We start from the raw sequence: 17667 nt of genomic DNA, 5'->3' as shown, positions 1-17667 counted from the left end.
GACGGCACCATGTTCCACAGCAACACCCTTGACACCCAGGAGCTGATGCAGCGCATCGCCAACGACCTCATCGACAGCTACGACGAAGAGCTGGAGCTGGAGATCGAGGACCGCAATGTGGACGACATCGGCGCGCCGCAGCCCACCGATCGCCTGGCGCGCCAGCAGTATTTCAAGGATCTGTTCCAGTTGCAGGGTGAACTTGTCAAGCTGCAGGACTGGGTGCAGCACAGCCGCCAGAAGGTGGTGATCCTGTTCGAGGGACGCGATGCAGCCGGCAAGGGCGGCGTGATCAAGCGCATCACCCAGCGCCTGAACCCGCGCGTGGCCCGTGTGGCCGCGCTGCCCGCACCGAATGACCGCGAGCGCACCCAGTGGTACTTTCAGCGCTATGTGGCGCACCTGCCTGCGGCCGGCGAGATGGTGCTGTTTGACCGCAGCTGGTACAACCGTGCGGGCGTCGAGCGGGTGATGGGCTTTTGCAGCGACGACGAATACGAAGAGTTCTTCCGCACCGTGCCTGAGTTTGAAAAGATGCTCGTGCGCTCGGGCATCACACTCGTCAAATACTGGTTCTCCATCACCGACGAAGAGCAGCATCTGCGCTTTCTGGGCCGCATCCACGACCCGCTCAAGCAGTGGAAGCTCAGCCCCATGGACCTGGAAAGCCGCGTGCGCTGGGAGGCCTACACGAAGGCCAAAGAGACGATGCTGGAGCGCACCCACATCCCCGAGGCGCCTTGGTGGGTCGTGCAGGCGGTGGACAAGAAAAAGGCCCGCCTCAATTGCATCGCCCACCTGCTGTCGCAACTGCCCTACCAGGACGTGCCCCACCCGACCGTGGTGCTGCCCGAGCGGGTGCGCAACCCCGAATACCTGCGCCAGCCGGTGCCCGCGAGCATGTACGTGCCCGAGGTGTATTGAAGAATTGCTATTAAATTTATAGCTATCTGCGCTTGTCTATCAAGCGCTAGCGGCCAAAATCAGCGCGCCAGCTCCTCTCGCACAGCCGCGACTTGCCGGCGGGAGACCGCCAGCAATTCGGTGGATCCCTGCAGCCGCACCGCCCAGCCTTCGCCTTCTTCGGGGTCGTAGTGTTTCTCCAGTGCACGAACGGCGCGGCGGGCCACGAGCGCATTGCGGTGGATGCGCAGGAAGCGCGGGGCGAACTTGGTTTCTATCTCGCTGAGCGAGCCGTCCATGATGTAGCTGCGGGTGGTGGTGCGCACGGTCACGTACTTCTGCTCGGCCTTGAAGTACAGCACCTCGGCCAGGGGCAGGCGTTCGGTGCGGCCCCGGTCCTGGATCAGCAGGGTTTCGCCTTCGGGCAGGCTGGGCGCCTGGGCGGGTGCGGAAGGGCGTGCGCTGCGCTGCGCCTTGGCCAGTGCCTGCTGCAAGCGTTCGCGGCGTACGGGCTTGGTCAGGTAGTCGGTGGCGTCCAGCTCGAACGCGCTCACGGCGTGGTCGGCGTGGGCCGTCACAAACACCACCGCCGGGGGCTGGGGCAGGGTCTGCAGGGTGTGGGCCAGGGCCAGGCCGTCCTGGCCGGGCATGTGGATGTCGAGCAGTACCAGGTCAAAACCCCGTCCGCCCGTGGGCCCCAGCAGTGCCATGGTTTCGCTCGCGTTGGAGGCCTCGGCCACCGTCATGCGCTGAGCGGGCTGGGCCTGGGCGCAATCGGCCAGCAGGGTCCGCAGGCGGCTGCGCGCAAGGGCTTCATCGTCAACGATCAGGATGTTCATGGTCTCTCAAGGGGCTGTTGTTGTCGTTGGGGCTGTCCACCATGCGGCGCTGGAACGGCGCCGCGCGGCTGCCATGGCGGTTGCCGGGGTTGCCAGAACTGCGGCGCGCGGGCGGTGCTGTGCTGCGCCCACCCCGGGGGCGGGGCTGGGGGGCGGGGGCGGGCAGGGTAATGCGCACCTGGTAGAGGCCATCCTGCACGCCAGCGGTGAACTCGCCCTGCACATCGTGCAACAGCGCCAGCCGCGCACGTACATTGGCCAGCGCAATGCCGTGGCCGCGGGGCGCGGTGTCTTCTCCATTGCCATGGCCGTTCTTGCCTTCCTTGGGGGGAAGGGTGTTGGTGATGCGCACCACCACACGGCTGCCGCGCAGCTCGGTCAGCACGCGGAGCTTGCCACCCCGGTCGCTGGGCTCCACGCCGTGTTTGACGGCGTTTTCCACCAGAGGCTGCAGCAGCAGCGGGGGCAGGCGGGCGCCGTCGGTGCGGGGGTCCAGGTTCCACTGCACCTGCAGGCGTTTGCCAAAGCGCACCTCTTCGATGCCCAGGTAGCGGCGCGCGAGCGTGATTTCTTCGGCCAGCGTGGTCGATTCACCCTGCTCGATGAGGGCGACCCGAAACAGGTCGGACAGGTCTTCCAGCAGCGATTCGGCCTTGGCCGGTTCTTCGCGCACCAGCGCGATGGCGCTGTTGAGCGTGTTGAACAGAAAATGGGGGCGGATGCGTGACTGCAGCTCCGTCAAGCGCGCCGTGGTGGCCGCGGGCGTGCGGCCCCGCGCGCGCAGCACCAGCGCTGCCACCAGCATGGCGGCCAGCAGGGCGCCCGTGGCGGCGCTGGCCAGCCAGGGGGCCGAGGTGGGCTGCGCCACCAGCGCCAGCATGCCGCAGGCATAGGCCCCGGCCAGGGCACCCAGCAGCACGCCCGCCAGGTATTGCTGCACGGTGGTCAGTCGCTGCAGCACGGTCTTGAGGCTGCAGGCCGTGACCAGCCACAGCAGCGTGGCGGGCAGCGCACCGCCCGTCAGCAGTGCCAGGGTGGCCAGCCATTCCACAGGGTTGCCCGCCCCATACATCGCGCCCACGCCCACCACCAGCTCCACGAACAGCACGGCCCGCAGCACCACGCCCACCTGGCAGGCGTCAAACACCAGGGCCCGTCCGCGCGGCGGCTGCCCGCCCGGCCCGGCGCCAGCGGCCGCCCGCACGCTGCGCGCAGACCTTTCTGGCGGGCCAGAATCGGGCAGCGGGGGCTGGGTCGATAAAATTTGCGTGTTTTGCATTGCGGCGCCCGGGTTGTCCGGGTGTCTGAACCTCCGGATTATTGCCCTCCTTATGTCCAAAGCCCAAGCCACCAGCGCTGACTCTGCGCCGTCCCACAACCAGCTCGACACCAAGGCCCAGGCCTGGTCGGCGTTGTTTTCCGAGCCCATGAGCGACCTGGTCAAGCGCTACACCTCCAGCGTGTTCTTCGACAAGCGTCTGTGGCAGGCGGATATTGCAGGCAGCCTGGCACATGCCGAGATGCTCGCCGCGCAGGGCATCATCTCTGCCTCCGACCACGCCTCCATCCAGCGCGGCATGGCCCAGATCACGTCGGAAATCGAGTCCGGCGCGTTCGAATGGAAGCTGGACCTGGAAGACGTGCACCTGAACATCGAAGCCCGCCTGACCCAGCTGGTGGGTGATGCCGGCAAGCGCCTGCACACCGGCCGCAGCCGCAACGACCAGGTGGCCACGGACGTGCGCTTGTGGCTGCGCGGCGAGATTGATTTGATCGGCGACCTGCTGAAAGAGCTGCAGGTGTCGCTGGTGGATGTGGCCGAGCAGAACGTCGAGGTGATCCTGCCCGGCTTCACCCACCTGCAGGTGGCTCAGCCCGTGAGTTTTGGCCACCACATGCTCGCCTATGTGGAAATGTTCAAGCGCGATGCCGAGCGCATGGCCGACGTGCGCCGCCGCACCAACGTGCTGCCCCTGGGCAGCGCGGCCCTGGCCGGCACCACCTACCCGCTGGACCGCGAGCGCGTCGCAAAAACTCTGGGCATGGAGGGCGTGTGCCAGAACAGCCTGGACGCCGTGAGCGACCGCGACTTCGCCATCGAATTCACCGCCGCCGCCAGCCTGTGCATGGTGCACGTGAGCCGCTTGAGCGAAGAACTCATCATCTGGATGAGCCAGAACTTCGGCTTCATCAAGATCGCCGACCGCTTCACCACCGGCAGCTCAATCATGCCGCAGAAGAAGAACCCCGACGTGCCGGAACTGGCGCGCGGCAAGACCGGCCGCGTGGTGGGCCACCTGATGGGCCTGATCACCCTGATGAAAGGCCAGCCCCTGGCCTACAACAAGGACAACCAGGAAGACAAGGAGCCGCTGTTCGACACGGTGGACACGCTCAAGGACACGCTGCGCATCTTTGCCGAGATGGTGGGCGGCCAGCTGAACCCCGCCACGGGCCAAAAAGAAGGCGGCATCACCGTGAACGCCCAGGCCATGGAGCAGGCCGCCCTCAAGGGCTACGCCACGGCCACCGACCTGGCCGACTATCTGGTGAAAAAGGGCCTGCCCTTCCGCGACGCGCACGAAACCGTGGCCCATGCGGTGAAGGCGGCCACCTCGCACGCGTGCGACCTGTCGGAGCTGCCTTTGACGGTGCTGCAGGGCTTTCACCCCGCCATCGAGAAGGATGTGTACGAGTGCCTGAGCCTGCGTGGCTCGCTCAACGCCCGCAATACGCTGGGAGGTACGGCCCCGGCCCAGGTGCGTGCACAGCTTGCGCGCCACCGGGCACGCCTGGCCTGATTTTTGCGGTGCCCATTGCACATCCTTTTGGAGCTTTTGCCATGACCCCATCCCGCCGCAGCCTTTTGTCCCGTCTTTTGCGCACCAGCGCCTTTCTGGGGGCTGCGCTGACCGTGGGGCTCGCGTCGGCGCAGTCGGCCAAGCCCATTCGCCTGCTGGTGGGGTTCCCGCCCGGCGGTGGTTCGGACGCCATTGCGCGCACCTTGTCCGAGAAGCTCAAGGACGAACTGGGCGTGCCAGTGGTGGTGGAGAACCGCCCTGGCGCCGGGGGCCAGATTGCGGCCCAGGCGCTCAAAGCCGCAGTGCCCGATGGGACCACGCTGTTCATCACGCACGACCACACCATCTCCATCCTGCCCCAGGTGGTCAAGAACGCCGGCTTCGACCCGGTGCGCGACTTCGTTCCCGTCGGCGGCTTTGCCACCTTTGTGAATGCATTTGCCGTCTCTGGAGGCACGCCCGCCAAGTCGTTCGGCGACTACGTCAACTGGGTGCGCACGGCGGGCCAGGGCAAGGGGGCCGTGGGTATCCCGGCGCCAGCTTCCACCCCCGAATTCCTGGTCAAGCTGATCGGGCAGAAGTACCAGATCGACCTGGTGTCCGCCCCCTACCGGGGCAGCGCGCCCATGATGGCCGACATGCTGGGCAACCAGATCGGTGCAGGCGTCGCCTCGGTGCAGGATTTCATCGAGAACCACAAGGCGGGCAAGGTGCGCGTGGTGGGCGTGCTCGGCACCAAGCGCCAGGCCGCCATGCCCGATGTGCCCACGTTCGACGAAATGGGCCTCAAGGGCTTTGAAGACCTGCCGTACTACGGCATCTACGCTCCTGCCGGCACGCCGCAGAAGTTCATCACCGAGTTTTCCATCGCCCTGTCCAAGGTGGTGGCGATGCCGGATGTGCGCGAGCACCTGACGGCCATGGGCCTCACGGTGGGCTACATGACACCGCAGCAGCTGGCCACCCGCCAGGCGGCCTACACCGAGGCTTGGACGCGCATCATCAAGACCAGCGGGTTTGTGGCGCAGTAGGCCAGGGCGTGCTTGGTGTGGTCATTCGAGCGGATGCCGCTGCATCCTCCAGTTCCTGAGAACGGTCGAATTGCGGAAATTCAAACTGCGGATTCACGTGCTGCAGATTTCTAAGGCTGGGCCGGGCCTTTGAATTGGTGCGCCGCAAAAGCCGTGACCCGGTCAAAGCGCTCCTCGGGCAGGGTGTCCAGAGTCTGCTGCGGGCGCGGGGCCTGCAGACGTTCATTCTCATCGGCGCAGTGGCTCTTTCATGGCAGTGTCTGTGCCGTCGCGGCGGGCGCCTTTTGGGGCCGTGGCCGAGGCTGCGAAGCGGGCCGGTGCCCGCAGTTCAGTGCGCGCGCGCCCGGCCCGTACCCTGCGACGGCGTGCCTCCGCGCCCGAACTGGTGCCAGGCCCGGCGCAGCTGGGTGTCGGAGCTGAACCCCGCCATCAGCGCCGCCTGCGTCACGTTCTGGCCAGACCGCAGCGCGGCCTCGGCCGTGGCCAGGCGGATGCGCCGCAGGTACTGCAGCGGGGCGATGCCCGCATGTTCCAGAAACAGCCGCGTGAGGTGGCGCGGCGAGGTGTGTGCCACCTCGGCCATCTGCGGCACGCTCCAGTCGGCCTGCGGTTGCTGGCCCACGGCATCCTGCACGCGGTGCAGTGCGGGGTGCATGTGGTTGCGGTGGTGCAGAAACGGCGAGAATTGCGGGTCGTCCGGCCCCCGGCGCAGCCCGATCACCATGGCCTGCGCCACCTGCACCGCCACCGTGGGGCCGCAGATGTCGGAGATGCGGTGGAGCAGCAGGTCGATGCCGGTGGTCACGCCTGCGCTGGTGTAGATGGGGCCATCGGCCACGAACACGCGGTTGGCGGCCACGTCGCAGCGTGGGTCTACCAGGGCCAGCTCGTCCAGGTGCAGGTGGTGCGTGGTGGCGCGCCGGCCGGTCAGCAGCCCTGCATGGGCGGCCAGCACCGCGCCCGCGCACACGGTGACCAGCTCCAGCTGCCCCGCCACCGGGCGCAGGCCGCGCAGCCAGTGCAGCAGGGCTTGGGCTTCGGCGCCGCTCACGTCGATGTGGTGGCCTGCCAGGCCCACCAGCACCACCCACGCGGGGCTGGGCAGTGTGTCAGGCAGCGGCGCCAGCCCGGTGACAGCGACCCCCACGGACGACATCGACTCGGGCGTGGGGCTCACGAAGTGCTGCACAAAGCGCTCTGGTTGGCCCAGGGCGACCAGGGTCTGGTTGGCAATCCGCAGCGCCTCGGCCGGGCCCGCCCAGTCCAGCACCAGGCTGCCAGGCAGCAGGGCGAAGTACACGTGGATGGGGGAAGGTGTGGTGTCCTGCATGACAAGTTCTTGAAAAAGGCGCCGCTCCCAAGGGGGTTTATGGCTCCCTGTTCCACGGGGTGTCCATCTGGCGGGCGGTGCGCTCCGCAAGTGCTGCGCTCGCCAGCCGGGTGACCAGGTGCAGGCTCATGTCAATGCCGGCGCTGATGCCGGCCGACGTGACCAGCGCCCCCCGGTCTACCCAGCGCACATTTTCCCGCACATCCAGGGTGGGAAACTGCGCCCGCAGGTCAGCAATGTCCTCCCAGTGGGTGGTGGCAGGGCCTTCGGTCAGCACGCCTGCGGCTGCCAGGATGAATGCTCCTGTGCACACCGATGCGGTGATCTGCGCACCACGCACCGCCTGGGCCACCCAGGCGCGGGTGTCTGCGCAGGCCGCGGCGGCGTCCACCACGCCGCCGGGCACGATGAGCACATCGGGCGCGGTGGCGCTGGTGAAGTCCGCGTCCGGCAGCACGCGCAGACCAGCGCGGGCCCGCACGGGGGCCAGGCTGCGGGCCACGCACTGCACGGCAAATGGCGCGGGTGCGCCAGGCTGCAGGCGCTGCGCCATGCGCACGGCGGTGGTGAACACTTCGTAGGGGCCGCCCAGGTCCAGGGCTTCCACCTCGTCAAAAACGAGGATGGCGACTTGCAGGGGCTTTGGGGGTTTGATGGCAGATGGCGTGGTCATGGTGTGGTGCGGGGAGGGTGGTGGGCAAACACATAACGCGGATAGGTGCCGTGCGCAGTCGTTGCGGCGTTCAGGTCAATATCGACGGTGCAAAAGGGTTGTTCTGCCGTGGTGCGGGCGAGCAGGGCGCCATCGGGGCTGATGACCCAGCCCGCGCCGCCATAGGTGCCTGCGGCGTGGTCCGCGCGGTTGGACGACAGGCTGTAGGCGCCAGTGCGCACGGCGGCCACGGTGCCCACGGCCAGCCATTTGTCCGTGGTGGCGGCCGCTGTGGCGCGCGGCGACAGGATGGCCTGCAGCCCACCCAGCGCCGCATAGTGGGCATAGGTGTCCAGCGCCCAGAGTTCGGTGCAAATATTCAGGCCGAAGGCCAGCGGCCCGGCGTTGAAACGGGGAAATGCTGCATCACCGCGCTCAAACCACTGGGCCTCCCAGCCACCCGGTTCATCGGGCAGGTGGAACTTGCGCCGCAGGGGCGCGTAGCCGGTCTGCGCGGACCAGAGAAAGCCCTCGTTCAGGCGCTGCCCGCCCGCAGTGACCGGGCGCGCGCCCACCACCCAGTCGGCGCCCAGCTCGGGCAGGCGGGCTGCCCAGGCGTCGCTGAGTGCGACGGCGGCGCCCCAGCGTGCAGGATCGGCGGGGAGCGATTCCCACACCGGCTCGACAAAGGCGAACTCGGGCAGCAGCACCAGCTTGGATTGCGCGCTGCGGGTGTGGGCGCACAGTGCTACCCACGCAGCTTCGAGCAGATGGGGTTGGTAGGGCAATTCGCAGACAGTGGCGCGCATGGTGTTCTCCGGCGGTCAGGCTGCGGCCGCTTCCAGGGCGTCCAGGGCTTCCCGCACGGTGCGCAGGGTGGCAAAGCGGCCCTGCAGCACCGTGGCAGTGCGGGTCTTGATGTCGGCGGCTGCAAGCGTCTGGCCGTCGGGTTGCACCATGTCCCAGGTCAAGGTGGCGTCGGTCACATAGTCCACCTCCCAGCCCAGGTCCGAGGCGTGGCGCGTGGTGGTTTCGCAGCATTGTTCGGTGCGGATGCCGCTGATGATGAGGCGCTGGATGCCATGGCGCGTCAGCCACACGTCCAGTCCCGTGCCCACCAGCGCGCTGTGGCGCGACTTGGTGAAGGTGGCGGCCGCCTCGAAGGGCGCCAGGCCGTCGAGTGCGCGCACCTGGCCTGACACCTGCGAAAACGCATTCTCGGGCACTTCGGGGCCTTCGCTGTGGAACACCCGCACCACCGGCACGCCGCGCGCCACGCAGCCTTCGATCAGGGCGTTCTGGGCCTGCAGATAGGCGGGCAGGTCGTGCGTGGTGAAGTAAGGGCGGTGGCGAAAGGACTCCTGGACGTCAATCACAATCAGACATGTTTTCATGGTGTGCTTCTTTCGATGGATGGTTTGAAGCCTTTATTTTTATTGCGCTAAGGCGTGGAGTCCGCGCCAGACGGGACAGGTTTCGATCAATTTACGCCATCGGTGGAGGTCTTGGTGAGGTTTCACAGGGAATGGTGGGCAAGCGGGCCATGGGGTTGTCTGGAAAAAGGCGATTAACGCTTTATGGGTAATGTTTTGTAGCTATCAAATTGATAGTTTTGCGCGGTGAGCCGCATAAGCTGTTATGGTGATTAGGGTTTTCCCTAAATTTTTTTGCCCTCTACAGCCCACCCACTACACGACTCCCCGCCATGGCCAGACGCTCCCGCTTGTTTTCCCTGTCAGCGCTGACGCGGGCCTACCAGCGCAACCTGAAGGCCTTTGCCCGGGTGGCGCGCCCTGTGCGCGCCAAGGCCCCGGCTGCGCCGCGCCGGGTGGTGCCTGCGCCAGCCGTGCCAGCCCGGCGCGCGGCCAGCAAGCCCGTGCCCGCTCGCGGAGAGTGGGTCGGTGGCATTGCACCCGGGCCTGCGGGCGCGCGGCGCTACCACCTCTACATCCCGCCAGGGCTGGCGCTGAAAGCAGACGAGAAACTGCCCTTGCTGGTCATGCTGCATGGCTGCGGCCAGACGGGGGGCGATCTGGCTGCCGCCACGCGCATGAACCGGCTGGCCGCGCGCGAGCGTTTTCTGGTGCTGTACCCCGAGCAGGAGCGCATGGCCAACGCCCATGGTTGCTGGAACTGGTTTGAGCGCCGCAACGGCAAGGCCCAGGCCGAAGCAGCCACGCTGCTGGCTGCGGTGGACAAGGTGGCGCGCCGCTACCCGGTGGACCTGGCCCGTGTGGCCGTGGCGGGCTTGTCGGCCGGTGCCAGCATGGCCGTGCTGATGGCCGCGCTCTATCCCCAGCGGTTCTGTGCCGTGGCCATGCATTCTGGGGTGGCACCGGGCACGGCCGAATCGGCCGCCACGGCGCTGGCCGCCATGCACGGGCGGCGCGCTGCGCACCTGCCAGAGCCCCTGGGTGTCTCCCTCAACCAGGGCGCAACCCCTTCCGTGCTGCCGCTGCCGCCCCTGCTGGTGCTGCATGGCGATGCCGATGGTGTGGTCTCGGTGCGTAACGCGGCGGCCACGGCCCTGCTGTGGGCGGACGCGCTGGGCGCGCGGGCCGGAGCCTTGCGCACCTTGCAGCGTGGTCAGCGCCATGCCATGCGGGTGACCGAATTCAAGACCCGGGGCCGCACCGTGGTGGCACTGCGCGAAGTGGCGGGGCTGGCCCACGCCTGGAGCGGCGGCGTGGCGCAATTGCCGTTCAGCGATCCGGCCGGGCCGAATGCCTCGGCCCTGGTGTGGGCCTTTGTGGCGCGGCAGTTTGCAAAAAAATGAATAAAAATAGGCTCTAGCGCTTATCTGTCAAGCGCGAGCAGCTATTACATTTGTAGTGAATGTGGTGTTTGATGCTGCCGGTGGCAGCATCCATGGCCGGCTACACCAGCCGCGCTGCCACCAGTTCCTTCTTGAGGTAGGCATAAAACAGCGGGGCCGCTACCAGCCCGGCGGGGCCAAACACGGCCTCGGCCACGAACATCACGCTCAGCAGCTCCCACACGCCCATCTGCGTGCGGCGGCCCACCACCTTGGCGTTGATCACGTATTCGGCCTTGTGGATCAGGATCAGAAAGCCCAGGCAGGCGGCCGCCGCCAGCGGCGACACCGACAGCCCCACGATGGTGATGACCACGTTGCACACCAGGTTGCCCACGATGGGCACGAGCCCGGCAATGAACGTGAACGTGATCAGCACGGGCGTGTAGGGCAGCTCCAGATTCCACAGCGGCAGCACAAACAGCAGGAACAGCGCGGTGAGCAGGGTGTTGAACGCCGCAATCCAGAACTGCGCGGCCACGATCTGCCGGAACGCCTCGCCAAACAGCGTGATGCGCAGCTTGAGCTGCTGGGCCAGCGGGCCGCGCGCGAGGGCTGGTGGGCGCACGGCCGCCAGCGCGCCGATGAGCAGGCCCACATAGGCAAACAGCAGCCCTGCCAGCCAGGCGCGCCCGGCCATGGCCAGCGCGCCGGCCTTGGCGCCCAGGTAGTTGGCGATGATGCGCTGGATTTCAGCCGCGCCCTCGGGCAGGTGGGCCGCCATGTCGGCAGGCAGCTTCAGCCGCAGCTCCAGCACCGTGCGCGCCATGTAGTTGAGCAGCTCACGGTATTGCTGCGGGGCATCGACCAGATAACCCCGCGAGTGCGTCAGTCCGGCGGCCAGCAGCGCCAGCGGCAGCAGCATGACCAGACCTGCCGCCACCACCTGCGCCACCCGCAGGCTGCGGGCGGAAGGTGTGGACTGGCGCTGCACCCGTCCCAGGCCCTGGGCAAACCAGCGCGTGAGGGCTCGCGTGAGCAGAAAGCCCAGGCACACGCACAACAGGCCCGGCAGCAGGCCGCGCCACATCACCAGCAGCAGCACGGCCGCCACCAACAGGTAGCTGGCCACCACAACGCCCCGGGTCAGGGCGCGCGGTGGCAGCGTGGTGGGCTCGGGCGGTGCGGGGGCGACGGGGGCAGAAGGGGGGCGCTGCGCCATGCGCTGAAACTGGTCGTGTGCGGTGGGGTTGAATGAACGCGGGCGGGGGCGATCAGGCCACCACCACGGCGGCGCCTTCGGCGCGCGCAGCGATCGTGCCAATCGTGTACACCTGCTCGCCCGCAGCACGCAGTGTGGCGGCTGTGGCCTCAGCGTTGGCGGCATCCACCACCACCACCATGCCAATGCCGTTGTTGAAGGTGCGGTTCATCTCGATGTCGTCGATGCCGGCGGTCTTTTGCAGCCAGGCAAACAGCTCGGTCTGGGGCCAGCTGCCCTTGGTCAGATGGGCGGCCGTGCCTTCGGGCAGCACGCGGGGGATGTTCTCCAGCAGGCCGCCACCGGTGATGTGGGCCAGGGCCTTGATCGGATGGACCGCCAGCGCAGCCAGCACGTTCTTCACGTACAGGCGGGTGGGTTCCATGATGGCCTGCTTGAAGGGCTTGCCGTCCAGCGTGGCGGGCAGGGTGCCAGCGGCTTCGGCGCGGTCGATGCACTTGCGCACCAGGCTGAAACCGTTGGAATGCACACCATGGCTGGCCAGACCCAGCACCACGTCGCCGGGCTTGACGTCCTTGCCGGTCAGGATCTTGGACTTTTCGACCGCGCCCACGGCAAAGCCGGCCAGATCGTATTCACCGGCAGGGTACATGCCGGGCATTTCGGCCGTTTCGCCGCCGATCAGCGCGCAGCCGCTCAGTTCGCAGCCCTTGGCGATGCCGCCCACCACGGCCGCAGCCGTGTCCACATCGAGCTTGCCGCAGGCGAAGTAGTCCAGGAAGAACAGGGGCTCGGCGCCTTGCACCAGCACGTCGTTCACGCTCATGGCCACCAGGTCGATGCCCACGGTGTCGTGCATGTTCCATTCAAACGCCAGCTTGAGCTTGGTGCCCACGCCGTCGGTGCCGGAGACCAGCACCGGCTCCTTGTAGCGCTTGGGCACTTCGAACAGCGCGCCAAAGCCGCCAATACCCGCCAGCACACCTTCGCGCATGGTCTTCTTGGCCAGGGGTTTGATGCGTTCGACCAGGGCATCGCCCGCGTCGATGTCAACGCCAGCGTCTTTGTAGGACAGGGGGGTGGGGGAGGTGGCAGAGGTGCTCATAGGGGTGCTCAAGGCAGGGACGGCACGGAACAGCGTGCGCAGCAGACTAAAATTTGCCCAGATTTTACGGGTTGCGCACCCAGTGCCACCCGCTCACCCCTTCACACCGCCCTGTTTTGTCCTTCAAGCCCATGCTGTTTCATGCCCCAACCCTCTGCCTGCGTGCCTGTGGGCGGCAGCCATGATGAAGCAACTGGCACTGGACATCGGCCTGGCCACAGGGCCCACGCTGGCCCGGTTTTATGCAGGCCCCAATGAAGCCGCCCTGCAACATCTGCGCTTGGCCGCCGGCGAGGGCAGCAGCGAGGCCACCCGCTCCCCCGTGCCCACCTACCTGTGGGGCGAGCCCGGCAGTGGCAAGACCCATTTGCTCCAGGCCGTGCGCCAGGCCCTGCGCGAGCAGGGCTCCAGCGTAGGCTGGCTCGACCCGGCCGTCGCCGAACCCCCTGATTTCGACGAAAACTGGGCAGCCGTGCTCATGGACGACGTGCACCTGTACAGCACAGCCCAGCAGGCCACCGCGTTCAATTGGTTCGTCAACGCCATCAGCCCCGCCAGCGGCAGCCAGCGCTGGGTGCTGGCTGCTGGCAACCTGCCCCCGGCAGACCTGCCCTTGCGCGACGACCTGCGCAGCCGCCTGGGTTGGGGCCATGTGTTCCAGTTGCAGCTGCTGGGCGAGGCCGAGCGCCGCGCCGTGCTGCGCCAGGAGGCCGACGCACGTGGCGTGTTCCTGGGCGACGAAGTCATGGACTACATGCTCAACCGCTTCTCGCGCGACCTGGGCAGCCTCATGCAGCTCTTGGACCAGCTGGATGCCTTTGCCTTGCGCACCCAGCGCGCCATCACGATTCCCTTGCTCAAGACAATGTTGGAATCGGAATAACGCCGTGCCCCCACGTCTTTTTTTACGTGTGAACCTGAATGACTTCTGAACCCCGCCGCTTGCGGCTTGCGCTGTTTGACCTGGACCACACGCTGCTGCCGCTCGACTCTGATTACGAGTGGGGCGAATTCACCATCCGCATCGGCTGGAACGACCCCGTGGAGTTCGCGCGCCGCAACGACGAGTTCTACGCCCACTACCAGGCTGGCACGCTCGATGTGCACGACTACGTGCGTTTTGCGACCGAGGCCGTGCGCCTGCGCGGGCCCGAGGCGGCGGCGGCCGCGCACCAGCAGTTCATGCGCGAGGTCATCACCCCGGCCATCAAACCAATGGCGCTCCACCTCATCCGCCAGCACCAGGCTGCAGGCGACGAGGTGCTGATCGTCACTGCCACGAACGAATTTGTGACCACGCCCATCGCGCAGGCGCTGGGCGTGTCGCAACTTCTGGCCGTGCAACTGGTGCGCGACGCCAGCGGCTGGTACACCGGCGAGATCGACGGCATTCCCACCATGCGCGAAGGCAAGGTGCGCCGCATGGAACAATGGCTGGCCGAGCGGCAACTGGCCTGGGGAGATGTCGAAAGCACGTTCTACAGCGACTCGATGAACGACGTGCCCCTGCTGGAGAAGGTGAACCACCCGGTGGCCACCAACCCCGACCCGCGCCTGCGCGCCCTGGCCCAGGAGCGCGGCTGGCGCATACTGGACCTGTTTGCGGCCGATGCCGAAACGCCTGCACCACCAGCTGAATGATGAGCGCCTTGCAGCCCCCACCAGCCGCCGTTTCGTGCCCGACCCCCTGAAACCTTTCACTCCATGATCAAGAAGTTCCTAGACAAACTGATGGGCAAATCGACGCCCGGCACCTCGGGCGGCAAGCCCCACTTCGGCAAGCGCGAGGAGGTGCCCGCCTCGGTGCACGGCATCAACCCCGAGCTGGTGGACCGTCGTGCTGCCGAGGTGGTTGCCACGCTCAAGCAAGCAGGTTTTGAGGCCTACATCGTCGGCGGCGCCGTGCGCGACCTGCTGCTGGGCCTGCGCCCCAAGGACTTTGACGTGGCCACCAACGCCACGCCCGAGCAGGTCAAGGGGCTGTTCCGCCGCGCCTTCATCATCGGCAAGCGCTTTCGCATCGTGCACGTGGTGCACGGCCGGGGGCGTGAGCATGAAGTGATCGAGGTCTCCACCTTCCGCGCTTACCTAGACAACGCCGCTGCAGGCCAGGTGGCGGGCAACGAAAAGACCAGCAAGGCCCAGCTGTCGGGCATGCAGCACGCTGTGGATGCCAGCGGACGCGTGCTGCGCGACAACGTCTGGGGCCCGCAGGACGAAGACGCCACGCGCCGCGACTTCACCGTGAACGCCATGTACTACGACCCGGTGAGCCAGATCGTGGTCGACTACCACAAGGGCCTGCAGGACGCCAAGAAGAAGACACTGCGCATGATTGGCGACCCCGCCACGCGTTACCGCGAAGACCCGGTGCGCATCATCCGTGCCGTGCGCTTTGCAGCCAAGCTCAGCGGCCTGGGTTTCAGCATCGAGGCCAAGTCGGCAGCCCCGCTGGTGCAGTCGCAGGCGCTGCTGGCCGAGGTGCCGCAGAGCCGCATGTTCGACGAAATGCTCAAGCTGCTGCAAACCGGCCACGCCATTGCCACCATTGAACAGTTGCGCAAGCTGGGCATGGCCAAGGGCATCTACCCGCTGTTGGACGTGGCCGTGGAGCGCGCCGATACGCCGTTTGTCAAAGCCGCCCTGGTGGACACCGACCGCCGCGTCAACGAAGGCAAGCCCGTCGCCCCGAGCTTCCTCCTGGCCTGCGTGCTGTGGGAAGACGTGCGCAATGGCTGGCAGACGCGCCTGAACCAGCGCCAGCACCCGCTTCCCGCGCTGCAGGAGGCCATCGACGAGGTGTTCGACAAGCGCATTGGTGATGTGTCCGGCCGGGGCAAACTGGCCGCCGACATGCGCGAGATCTGGGTCATGCAACCGCGTTTTGAAAAGCGCGTGGGCAACACACCGTTTGGCATGGTGATGCAGCCGCGCTTTCGCGCCGGTTTCGACTTCATGCGCTTGCGCGCCGATGTGGGTGAAGTGGAAGAAGCGCTGGCCGAGTGGTGGCAGGACTTCCAGACCGCCGACGATGAGCGCCGTGATGACCTGATGGACCAGGCAAAAGAAGAACAGAAAGCCCGCCAGAAAGCGCAGCCCGTGGTCAAGCGCGTGCCCCGCGCTGCACCCGCCGCCGATCCGCGCGGCTTGCCCCAAGGGTCAGACGCCGGACCTGTCGACAGCGACGCTGAGTTCCCCTCCGAAGGTGGTGCCCCCAAGAAGCGCCGCCGCCGCCGTCGCAAGCCCGGTGGTGCGGGAGGCGGCGAAGGCGCAGCCCCTGCGGCGGCGGGCGAGTGAATCTGCCGGACCTCGGCGACGAGCGCGAACGGCCCGCCCTGGTCTACGTGGGCCTGGGCGCCAATCTCGGCGAGCGTGAGACGGCCTTGCGCAATGCTTTGGCGGCAATCGACCAGTTGCCAGGCACCCGGGTCACACGCGTGTCGCCGCTCTACGGCAGCGCGCCGGTCGATGCCGGTGGGCCCGACTACCTCAATGCCGTGGCCGAGCTGACCACGGCACTGGCCCCGCAGCCCCTGCTGCAGGCCCTGCAATCCATCGAACAAGCCGCTGGCCGCCAGCGCCCCTACCGCAACGCCCCGCGCACGCTGGACCTGGACATCCTGTGGTTTGGCGGCCAGGCCATCGACACCCCCGAGCTCACTGTGCCCCACCCTCGGATGGCCGAGCGCGCGTTTGTGCTGCGCCCCCTGGCCGAACTTGCGCCCGAGCGCGTGGACGCCGCAGCATTGCAGGCCGTGGCATCGCAGGACATCCACCGGCTGGAAGGCCCGGGTTGGGCGGACGCTGTGGTGGGTGGATAAATTGCTCCTGAATCAGGAGCTGCTAGCGCTTATTGGATCAGCGCTAGAGGCCAAAAACACTTAAAAATCCTTCCCCGTGCGACTGATTCACCCGCACCGGATGAAACTGGCGCGGCCCAACGCCAGTGCCACCGTGGAACCGGCTCTGCCGGGCCACCGGTGGCGTCCCCTTTGGGGGATGACGCGCAGCGTCTCAGGGGGTCAATCGACTCTTGCCCCGGACGCCTTCACCACCTGCTGGTACTTCGCGCGTTCGCTGGCCATGAAGCTGTCGAACTGCTGCGGTGTGGTGGGTACGGGTTCGGCCAGCAAGGCGCCAAAGCGGGTCTTGGTTTCTGGCGCATTGAGGGCGGCTACAAAGGCCTTGTTCAGCTTGTCGATGATGGGCTTGGGCGTGGCTGCGGGTGCCACCAGGCCCCACCAGGTGTCGATGGAAAAGCCCTTGAAAGTAGCAGACAGGGGTGGCACGCCCGGCAGCGAGGGCGAGGCGTCCAGCGAGGTCACGGCCAGGGCCTTGAGCTTGCCGGCACGGATATTGGGCGCGGCGGCCGCCAGGTTGTCGATGTTGAAGTCCACCTCGCCCGCGAGCAGTGCCAGCTGCGCGGGGTTGGCGCCGCGGTAGGGGATGTGCAGCGCAAAGATGCCCGCGCGCTGCTTGAACATCTCACCTGCCAAGTGGCCCGCGCTGCCATTGCCGCCGCTGCCGTAGTTGAGCTTGGCGGGGTTGGCCTTGGCGTAGGCGATCAGGTCGGCCAGGGTGTTGATCTTGAGCTGCTCGGCTTTGGCGGCGTTGATGACCAGCACGTTAGGAACACGCACCATCTGCGTGATGCCCGCGAAGTCCTTGCCCGCGTCGTAGGGCATCTTGGCGTACAGCCAGGGGTTCACTGCATGCGTGGCCGTGGCGGCGATGCCGATGGTCAGGCCATCGGGTGCGGCTTTTGCAATGGCGTCGGCACCGATGTTGCCGCCGGCACCGCCCTTGTTTTCAATGATCACGGTGCCCAGCGAGTCGCGCACGCGCTCGGCCAGTGCACGCGCCGTCACGTCGATGGGCCCACCGGGTGCGTAGGGCACGACCAGACGGATGGGCTGGCCGGAGTCCTGCGCAAGCGCGACCGAGGCCGCGAAGGGGGATGAAAAAGCCGCTGCAACAGCGGCACTGGCGATGAGGTGGTTTCTGCGGTTCATGGTGCCATTGTGCAAAA

General features: G+C 67.0%; 17 protein-coding genes. 8 read left to right on the top strand and 9 right to left on the bottom strand.

The features are described 5' to 3' along the window. Window positions 1–9: 9 nt before the first annotated feature. Window positions 10–924 (top strand): polyphosphate kinase 2, encoded by a 915-nt coding sequence (gene ppk2 / locus AC2YJX_RS25505; protein WP_218299068.1) that lies wholly within the window; start codon window positions 10–12, stop codon window positions 922–924. 59 nt (window positions 925–983) lie between these two features. On the opposite strand, the gene AC2YJX_RS25500 is transcribed toward ppk2, so the two are convergent. Beyond that, on the bottom strand, window positions 984–1742 hold the full coding sequence (locus tag AC2YJX_RS25500; protein ID WP_055394454.1) for a LytR/AlgR family response regulator transcription factor: 759 nt from the start codon (window positions 1740–1742) through the stop codon (window positions 984–986). Beyond that, on the bottom strand, window positions 1723–3021 hold the full coding sequence (locus tag AC2YJX_RS25495) for a sensor histidine kinase (protein ID WP_487257645.1): 1299 nt from the start codon (window positions 3019–3021) through the stop codon (window positions 1723–1725). The genes AC2YJX_RS25500 and AC2YJX_RS25495 overlap by 20 nt, the downstream gene beginning before the upstream one ends. 52 nt (window positions 3022–3073) lie before the next feature. Between AC2YJX_RS25495 and argH the strand changes: the two genes are divergently transcribed. Both argH and AC2YJX_RS25485 read left to right on the top strand, forming a co-directional pair. Then, window positions 3074–4543 carry an argininosuccinate lyase gene (gene argH / locus AC2YJX_RS25490; protein ID WP_055395063.1) on the top strand — a complete coding sequence of 490 codons (1470 nt, stop codon included), beginning with the start codon at window positions 3074–3076 and terminating at the stop codon, window positions 4541–4543. A gap of 41 nt (window positions 4544–4584) precedes the next feature. Continuing rightward, a complete protein-coding gene (locus AC2YJX_RS25485; RefSeq protein ID WP_436130526.1) occupies window positions 4585–5574 on the top strand; it encodes a Bug family tripartite tricarboxylate transporter substrate binding protein in 990 nt (329 codons plus the stop codon). A 328-nt stretch (window positions 5575–5902) separates the two neighbouring features. Here AC2YJX_RS25485 and AC2YJX_RS25480 read toward each other — a convergent pair whose 3' ends face one another. From AC2YJX_RS25480 to AC2YJX_RS25465, 4 genes are read right to left on the bottom strand one after another with little or no spacing between them, the layout of a single operon-like run. Then, a complete protein-coding gene (locus AC2YJX_RS25480; protein WP_487257644.1) occupies window positions 5903–6904 on the bottom strand; it encodes a GlxA family transcriptional regulator in 1002 nt (333 codons plus the stop codon). A gap of 37 nt (window positions 6905–6941) precedes the next feature. Continuing rightward, entirely contained in the window at window positions 6942–7577 is a 636-nt protein-coding gene (locus tag AC2YJX_RS25475) for a DJ-1/PfpI family protein (RefSeq protein ID WP_487257643.1), read from the bottom strand. Continuing rightward, window positions 7574–8365, bottom strand: a complete 792-nt coding sequence (locus AC2YJX_RS25470; RefSeq protein ID WP_487257642.1) for a carbon-nitrogen hydrolase family protein — start codon at window positions 8363–8365, stop codon at window positions 7574–7576. The genes AC2YJX_RS25475 and AC2YJX_RS25470 overlap by 4 nt, the downstream gene beginning before the upstream one ends. Before the next feature lie 15 nt (window positions 8366–8380). Next, window positions 8381–8950 carry a cysteine hydrolase family protein gene (locus tag AC2YJX_RS25465; protein ID WP_306556521.1) on the bottom strand — a complete coding sequence of 190 codons (570 nt, stop codon included), beginning with the start codon at window positions 8948–8950 and terminating at the stop codon, window positions 8381–8383. A gap of 311 nt (window positions 8951–9261) precedes the next feature. Here AC2YJX_RS25465 and AC2YJX_RS25460 point away from each other — a divergent pair, with 311 nt between their 5' ends. Next, complete coding sequence (locus AC2YJX_RS25460) at window positions 9262–10332, top strand: extracellular catalytic domain type 1 short-chain-length polyhydroxyalkanoate depolymerase (protein ID WP_487257641.1); 1071 nt, start codon at window positions 9262–9264, stop codon at window positions 10330–10332. A gap of 100 nt (window positions 10333–10432) precedes the next feature. On the opposite strand, the gene AC2YJX_RS25455 is transcribed toward AC2YJX_RS25460, so the two are convergent. Further along, window positions 10433–11533, bottom strand: coding sequence for an AI-2E family transporter (locus AC2YJX_RS25455; protein ID WP_121419276.1), 1101 nt, complete (start codon window positions 11531–11533; stop codon window positions 10433–10435). A gap of 52 nt (window positions 11534–11585) precedes the next feature. Continuing rightward, entirely contained in the window at window positions 11586–12638 is a 1053-nt protein-coding gene (gene purM / locus AC2YJX_RS25450) for a phosphoribosylformylglycinamidine cyclo-ligase (RefSeq protein WP_436130531.1), read from the bottom strand. 184 nt (window positions 12639–12822) lie between these two features. Here purM and hda point away from each other — a divergent pair, with 184 nt between their 5' ends. The 4 genes from hda to folK all read left to right on the top strand — a co-directional run bounded on the left by hda (window position 12823) and on the right by folK (window position 16459). After that, window positions 12823–13521, top strand: a complete 699-nt coding sequence (gene hda, locus AC2YJX_RS25445) for a DnaA regulatory inactivator Hda (protein ID WP_055395116.1) — start codon at window positions 12823–12825, stop codon at window positions 13519–13521. A 38-nt stretch (window positions 13522–13559) separates the two neighbouring features. Further along, entirely contained in the window at window positions 13560–14279 is a 720-nt protein-coding gene (locus AC2YJX_RS25440; protein ID WP_431152211.1) for a histidinol-phosphatase, read from the top strand. A gap of 63 nt (window positions 14280–14342) precedes the next feature. Beyond that, the gene (pcnB, locus tag AC2YJX_RS25435) at window positions 14343–15935 is read left to right on the top strand and encodes a polynucleotide adenylyltransferase PcnB (protein ID WP_121507224.1); all 1593 of its coding nucleotides are present in this window, start codon (window positions 14343–14345) and stop codon (window positions 15933–15935) included. After that, the gene (gene folK / locus AC2YJX_RS25430; protein WP_487257640.1) at window positions 15932–16459 is read left to right on the top strand and encodes a 2-amino-4-hydroxy-6-hydroxymethyldihydropteridine diphosphokinase; all 528 of its coding nucleotides are present in this window, start codon (window positions 15932–15934) and stop codon (window positions 16457–16459) included. The genes pcnB and folK overlap by 4 nt, the downstream gene beginning before the upstream one ends. A 201-nt stretch (window positions 16460–16660) precedes the next feature. Here folK and AC2YJX_RS25425 read toward each other — a convergent pair whose 3' ends face one another. After that, window positions 16661–17650, bottom strand: coding sequence for a tripartite tricarboxylate transporter substrate binding protein (locus tag AC2YJX_RS25425; protein ID WP_121507222.1), 990 nt, complete (start codon window positions 17648–17650; stop codon window positions 16661–16663). Between the last annotated feature and the right edge of the window lie 17 nt (window positions 17651–17667).

Source organism: Acidovorax sp. SRI_002 (assembly GCF_057586455.1).
The sequence above is the reverse complement of the archived record's forward strand: the minus strand, read 5'-3'. Positions and strand labels throughout refer to the sequence as shown.

What these genes read in the sequence shown, in the direction of transcription:
- ppk2 (WP_218299068.1), top strand. Translation starts at nt 10, where the DNA reads ATGTTCCACAGCAACACCCTTGACACCCAGGAGCTGATGCAGCGCATC.
- AC2YJX_RS25500 (WP_055394454.1), bottom strand. Translation starts at nt 1,742, where the DNA reads ATGAACATCCTGATCGTTGACGATGAAGCCCTTGCGCGCAGCCGCCTG.
- AC2YJX_RS25495 (WP_487257645.1), bottom strand. Translation starts at nt 3,021, where the DNA reads ATGCAAAACACGCAAATTTTATCGACCCAGCCCCCGCTGCCCGATTCT.
- argH (WP_055395063.1), top strand. Translation starts at nt 3,074, where the DNA reads ATGTCCAAAGCCCAAGCCACCAGCGCTGACTCTGCGCCGTCCCACAAC.
- AC2YJX_RS25485 (WP_436130526.1), top strand. Translation starts at nt 4,585, where the DNA reads ATGACCCCATCCCGCCGCAGCCTTTTGTCCCGTCTTTTGCGCACCAGC.
- AC2YJX_RS25480 (WP_487257644.1), bottom strand. Translation starts at nt 6,904, where the DNA reads ATGCAGGACACCACACCTTCCCCCATCCACGTGTACTTCGCCCTGCTG.
- AC2YJX_RS25475 (WP_487257643.1), bottom strand. Translation starts at nt 7,577, where the DNA reads ATGACCACGCCATCTGCCATCAAACCCCCAAAGCCCCTGCAAGTCGCC.
- AC2YJX_RS25470 (WP_487257642.1), bottom strand. Translation starts at nt 8,365, where the DNA reads ATGCGCGCCACTGTCTGCGAATTGCCCTACCAACCCCATCTGCTCGAA.
- AC2YJX_RS25465 (WP_306556521.1), bottom strand. Translation starts at nt 8,950, where the DNA reads ATGAAAACATGTCTGATTGTGATTGACGTCCAGGAGTCCTTTCGCCAC.
- AC2YJX_RS25460 (WP_487257641.1), top strand. Translation starts at nt 9,262, where the DNA reads ATGGCCAGACGCTCCCGCTTGTTTTCCCTGTCAGCGCTGACGCGGGCC.
- AC2YJX_RS25455 (WP_121419276.1), bottom strand. Translation starts at nt 11,533, where the DNA reads ATGGCGCAGCGCCCCCCTTCTGCCCCCGTCGCCCCCGCACCGCCCGAG.
- purM (WP_436130531.1), bottom strand. Translation starts at nt 12,638, where the DNA reads ATGAGCACCTCTGCCACCTCCCCCACCCCCCTGTCCTACAAAGACGCT.
- hda (WP_055395116.1), top strand. Translation starts at nt 12,823, where the DNA reads ATGAAGCAACTGGCACTGGACATCGGCCTGGCCACAGGGCCCACGCTG.
- AC2YJX_RS25440 (WP_431152211.1), top strand. Translation starts at nt 13,560, where the DNA reads ATGACTTCTGAACCCCGCCGCTTGCGGCTTGCGCTGTTTGACCTGGAC.
- pcnB (WP_121507224.1), top strand. Translation starts at nt 14,343, where the DNA reads ATGATCAAGAAGTTCCTAGACAAACTGATGGGCAAATCGACGCCCGGC.
- AC2YJX_RS25425 (WP_121507222.1), bottom strand. Translation starts at nt 17,650, where the DNA reads ATGAACCGCAGAAACCACCTCATCGCCAGTGCCGCTGTTGCAGCGGCT.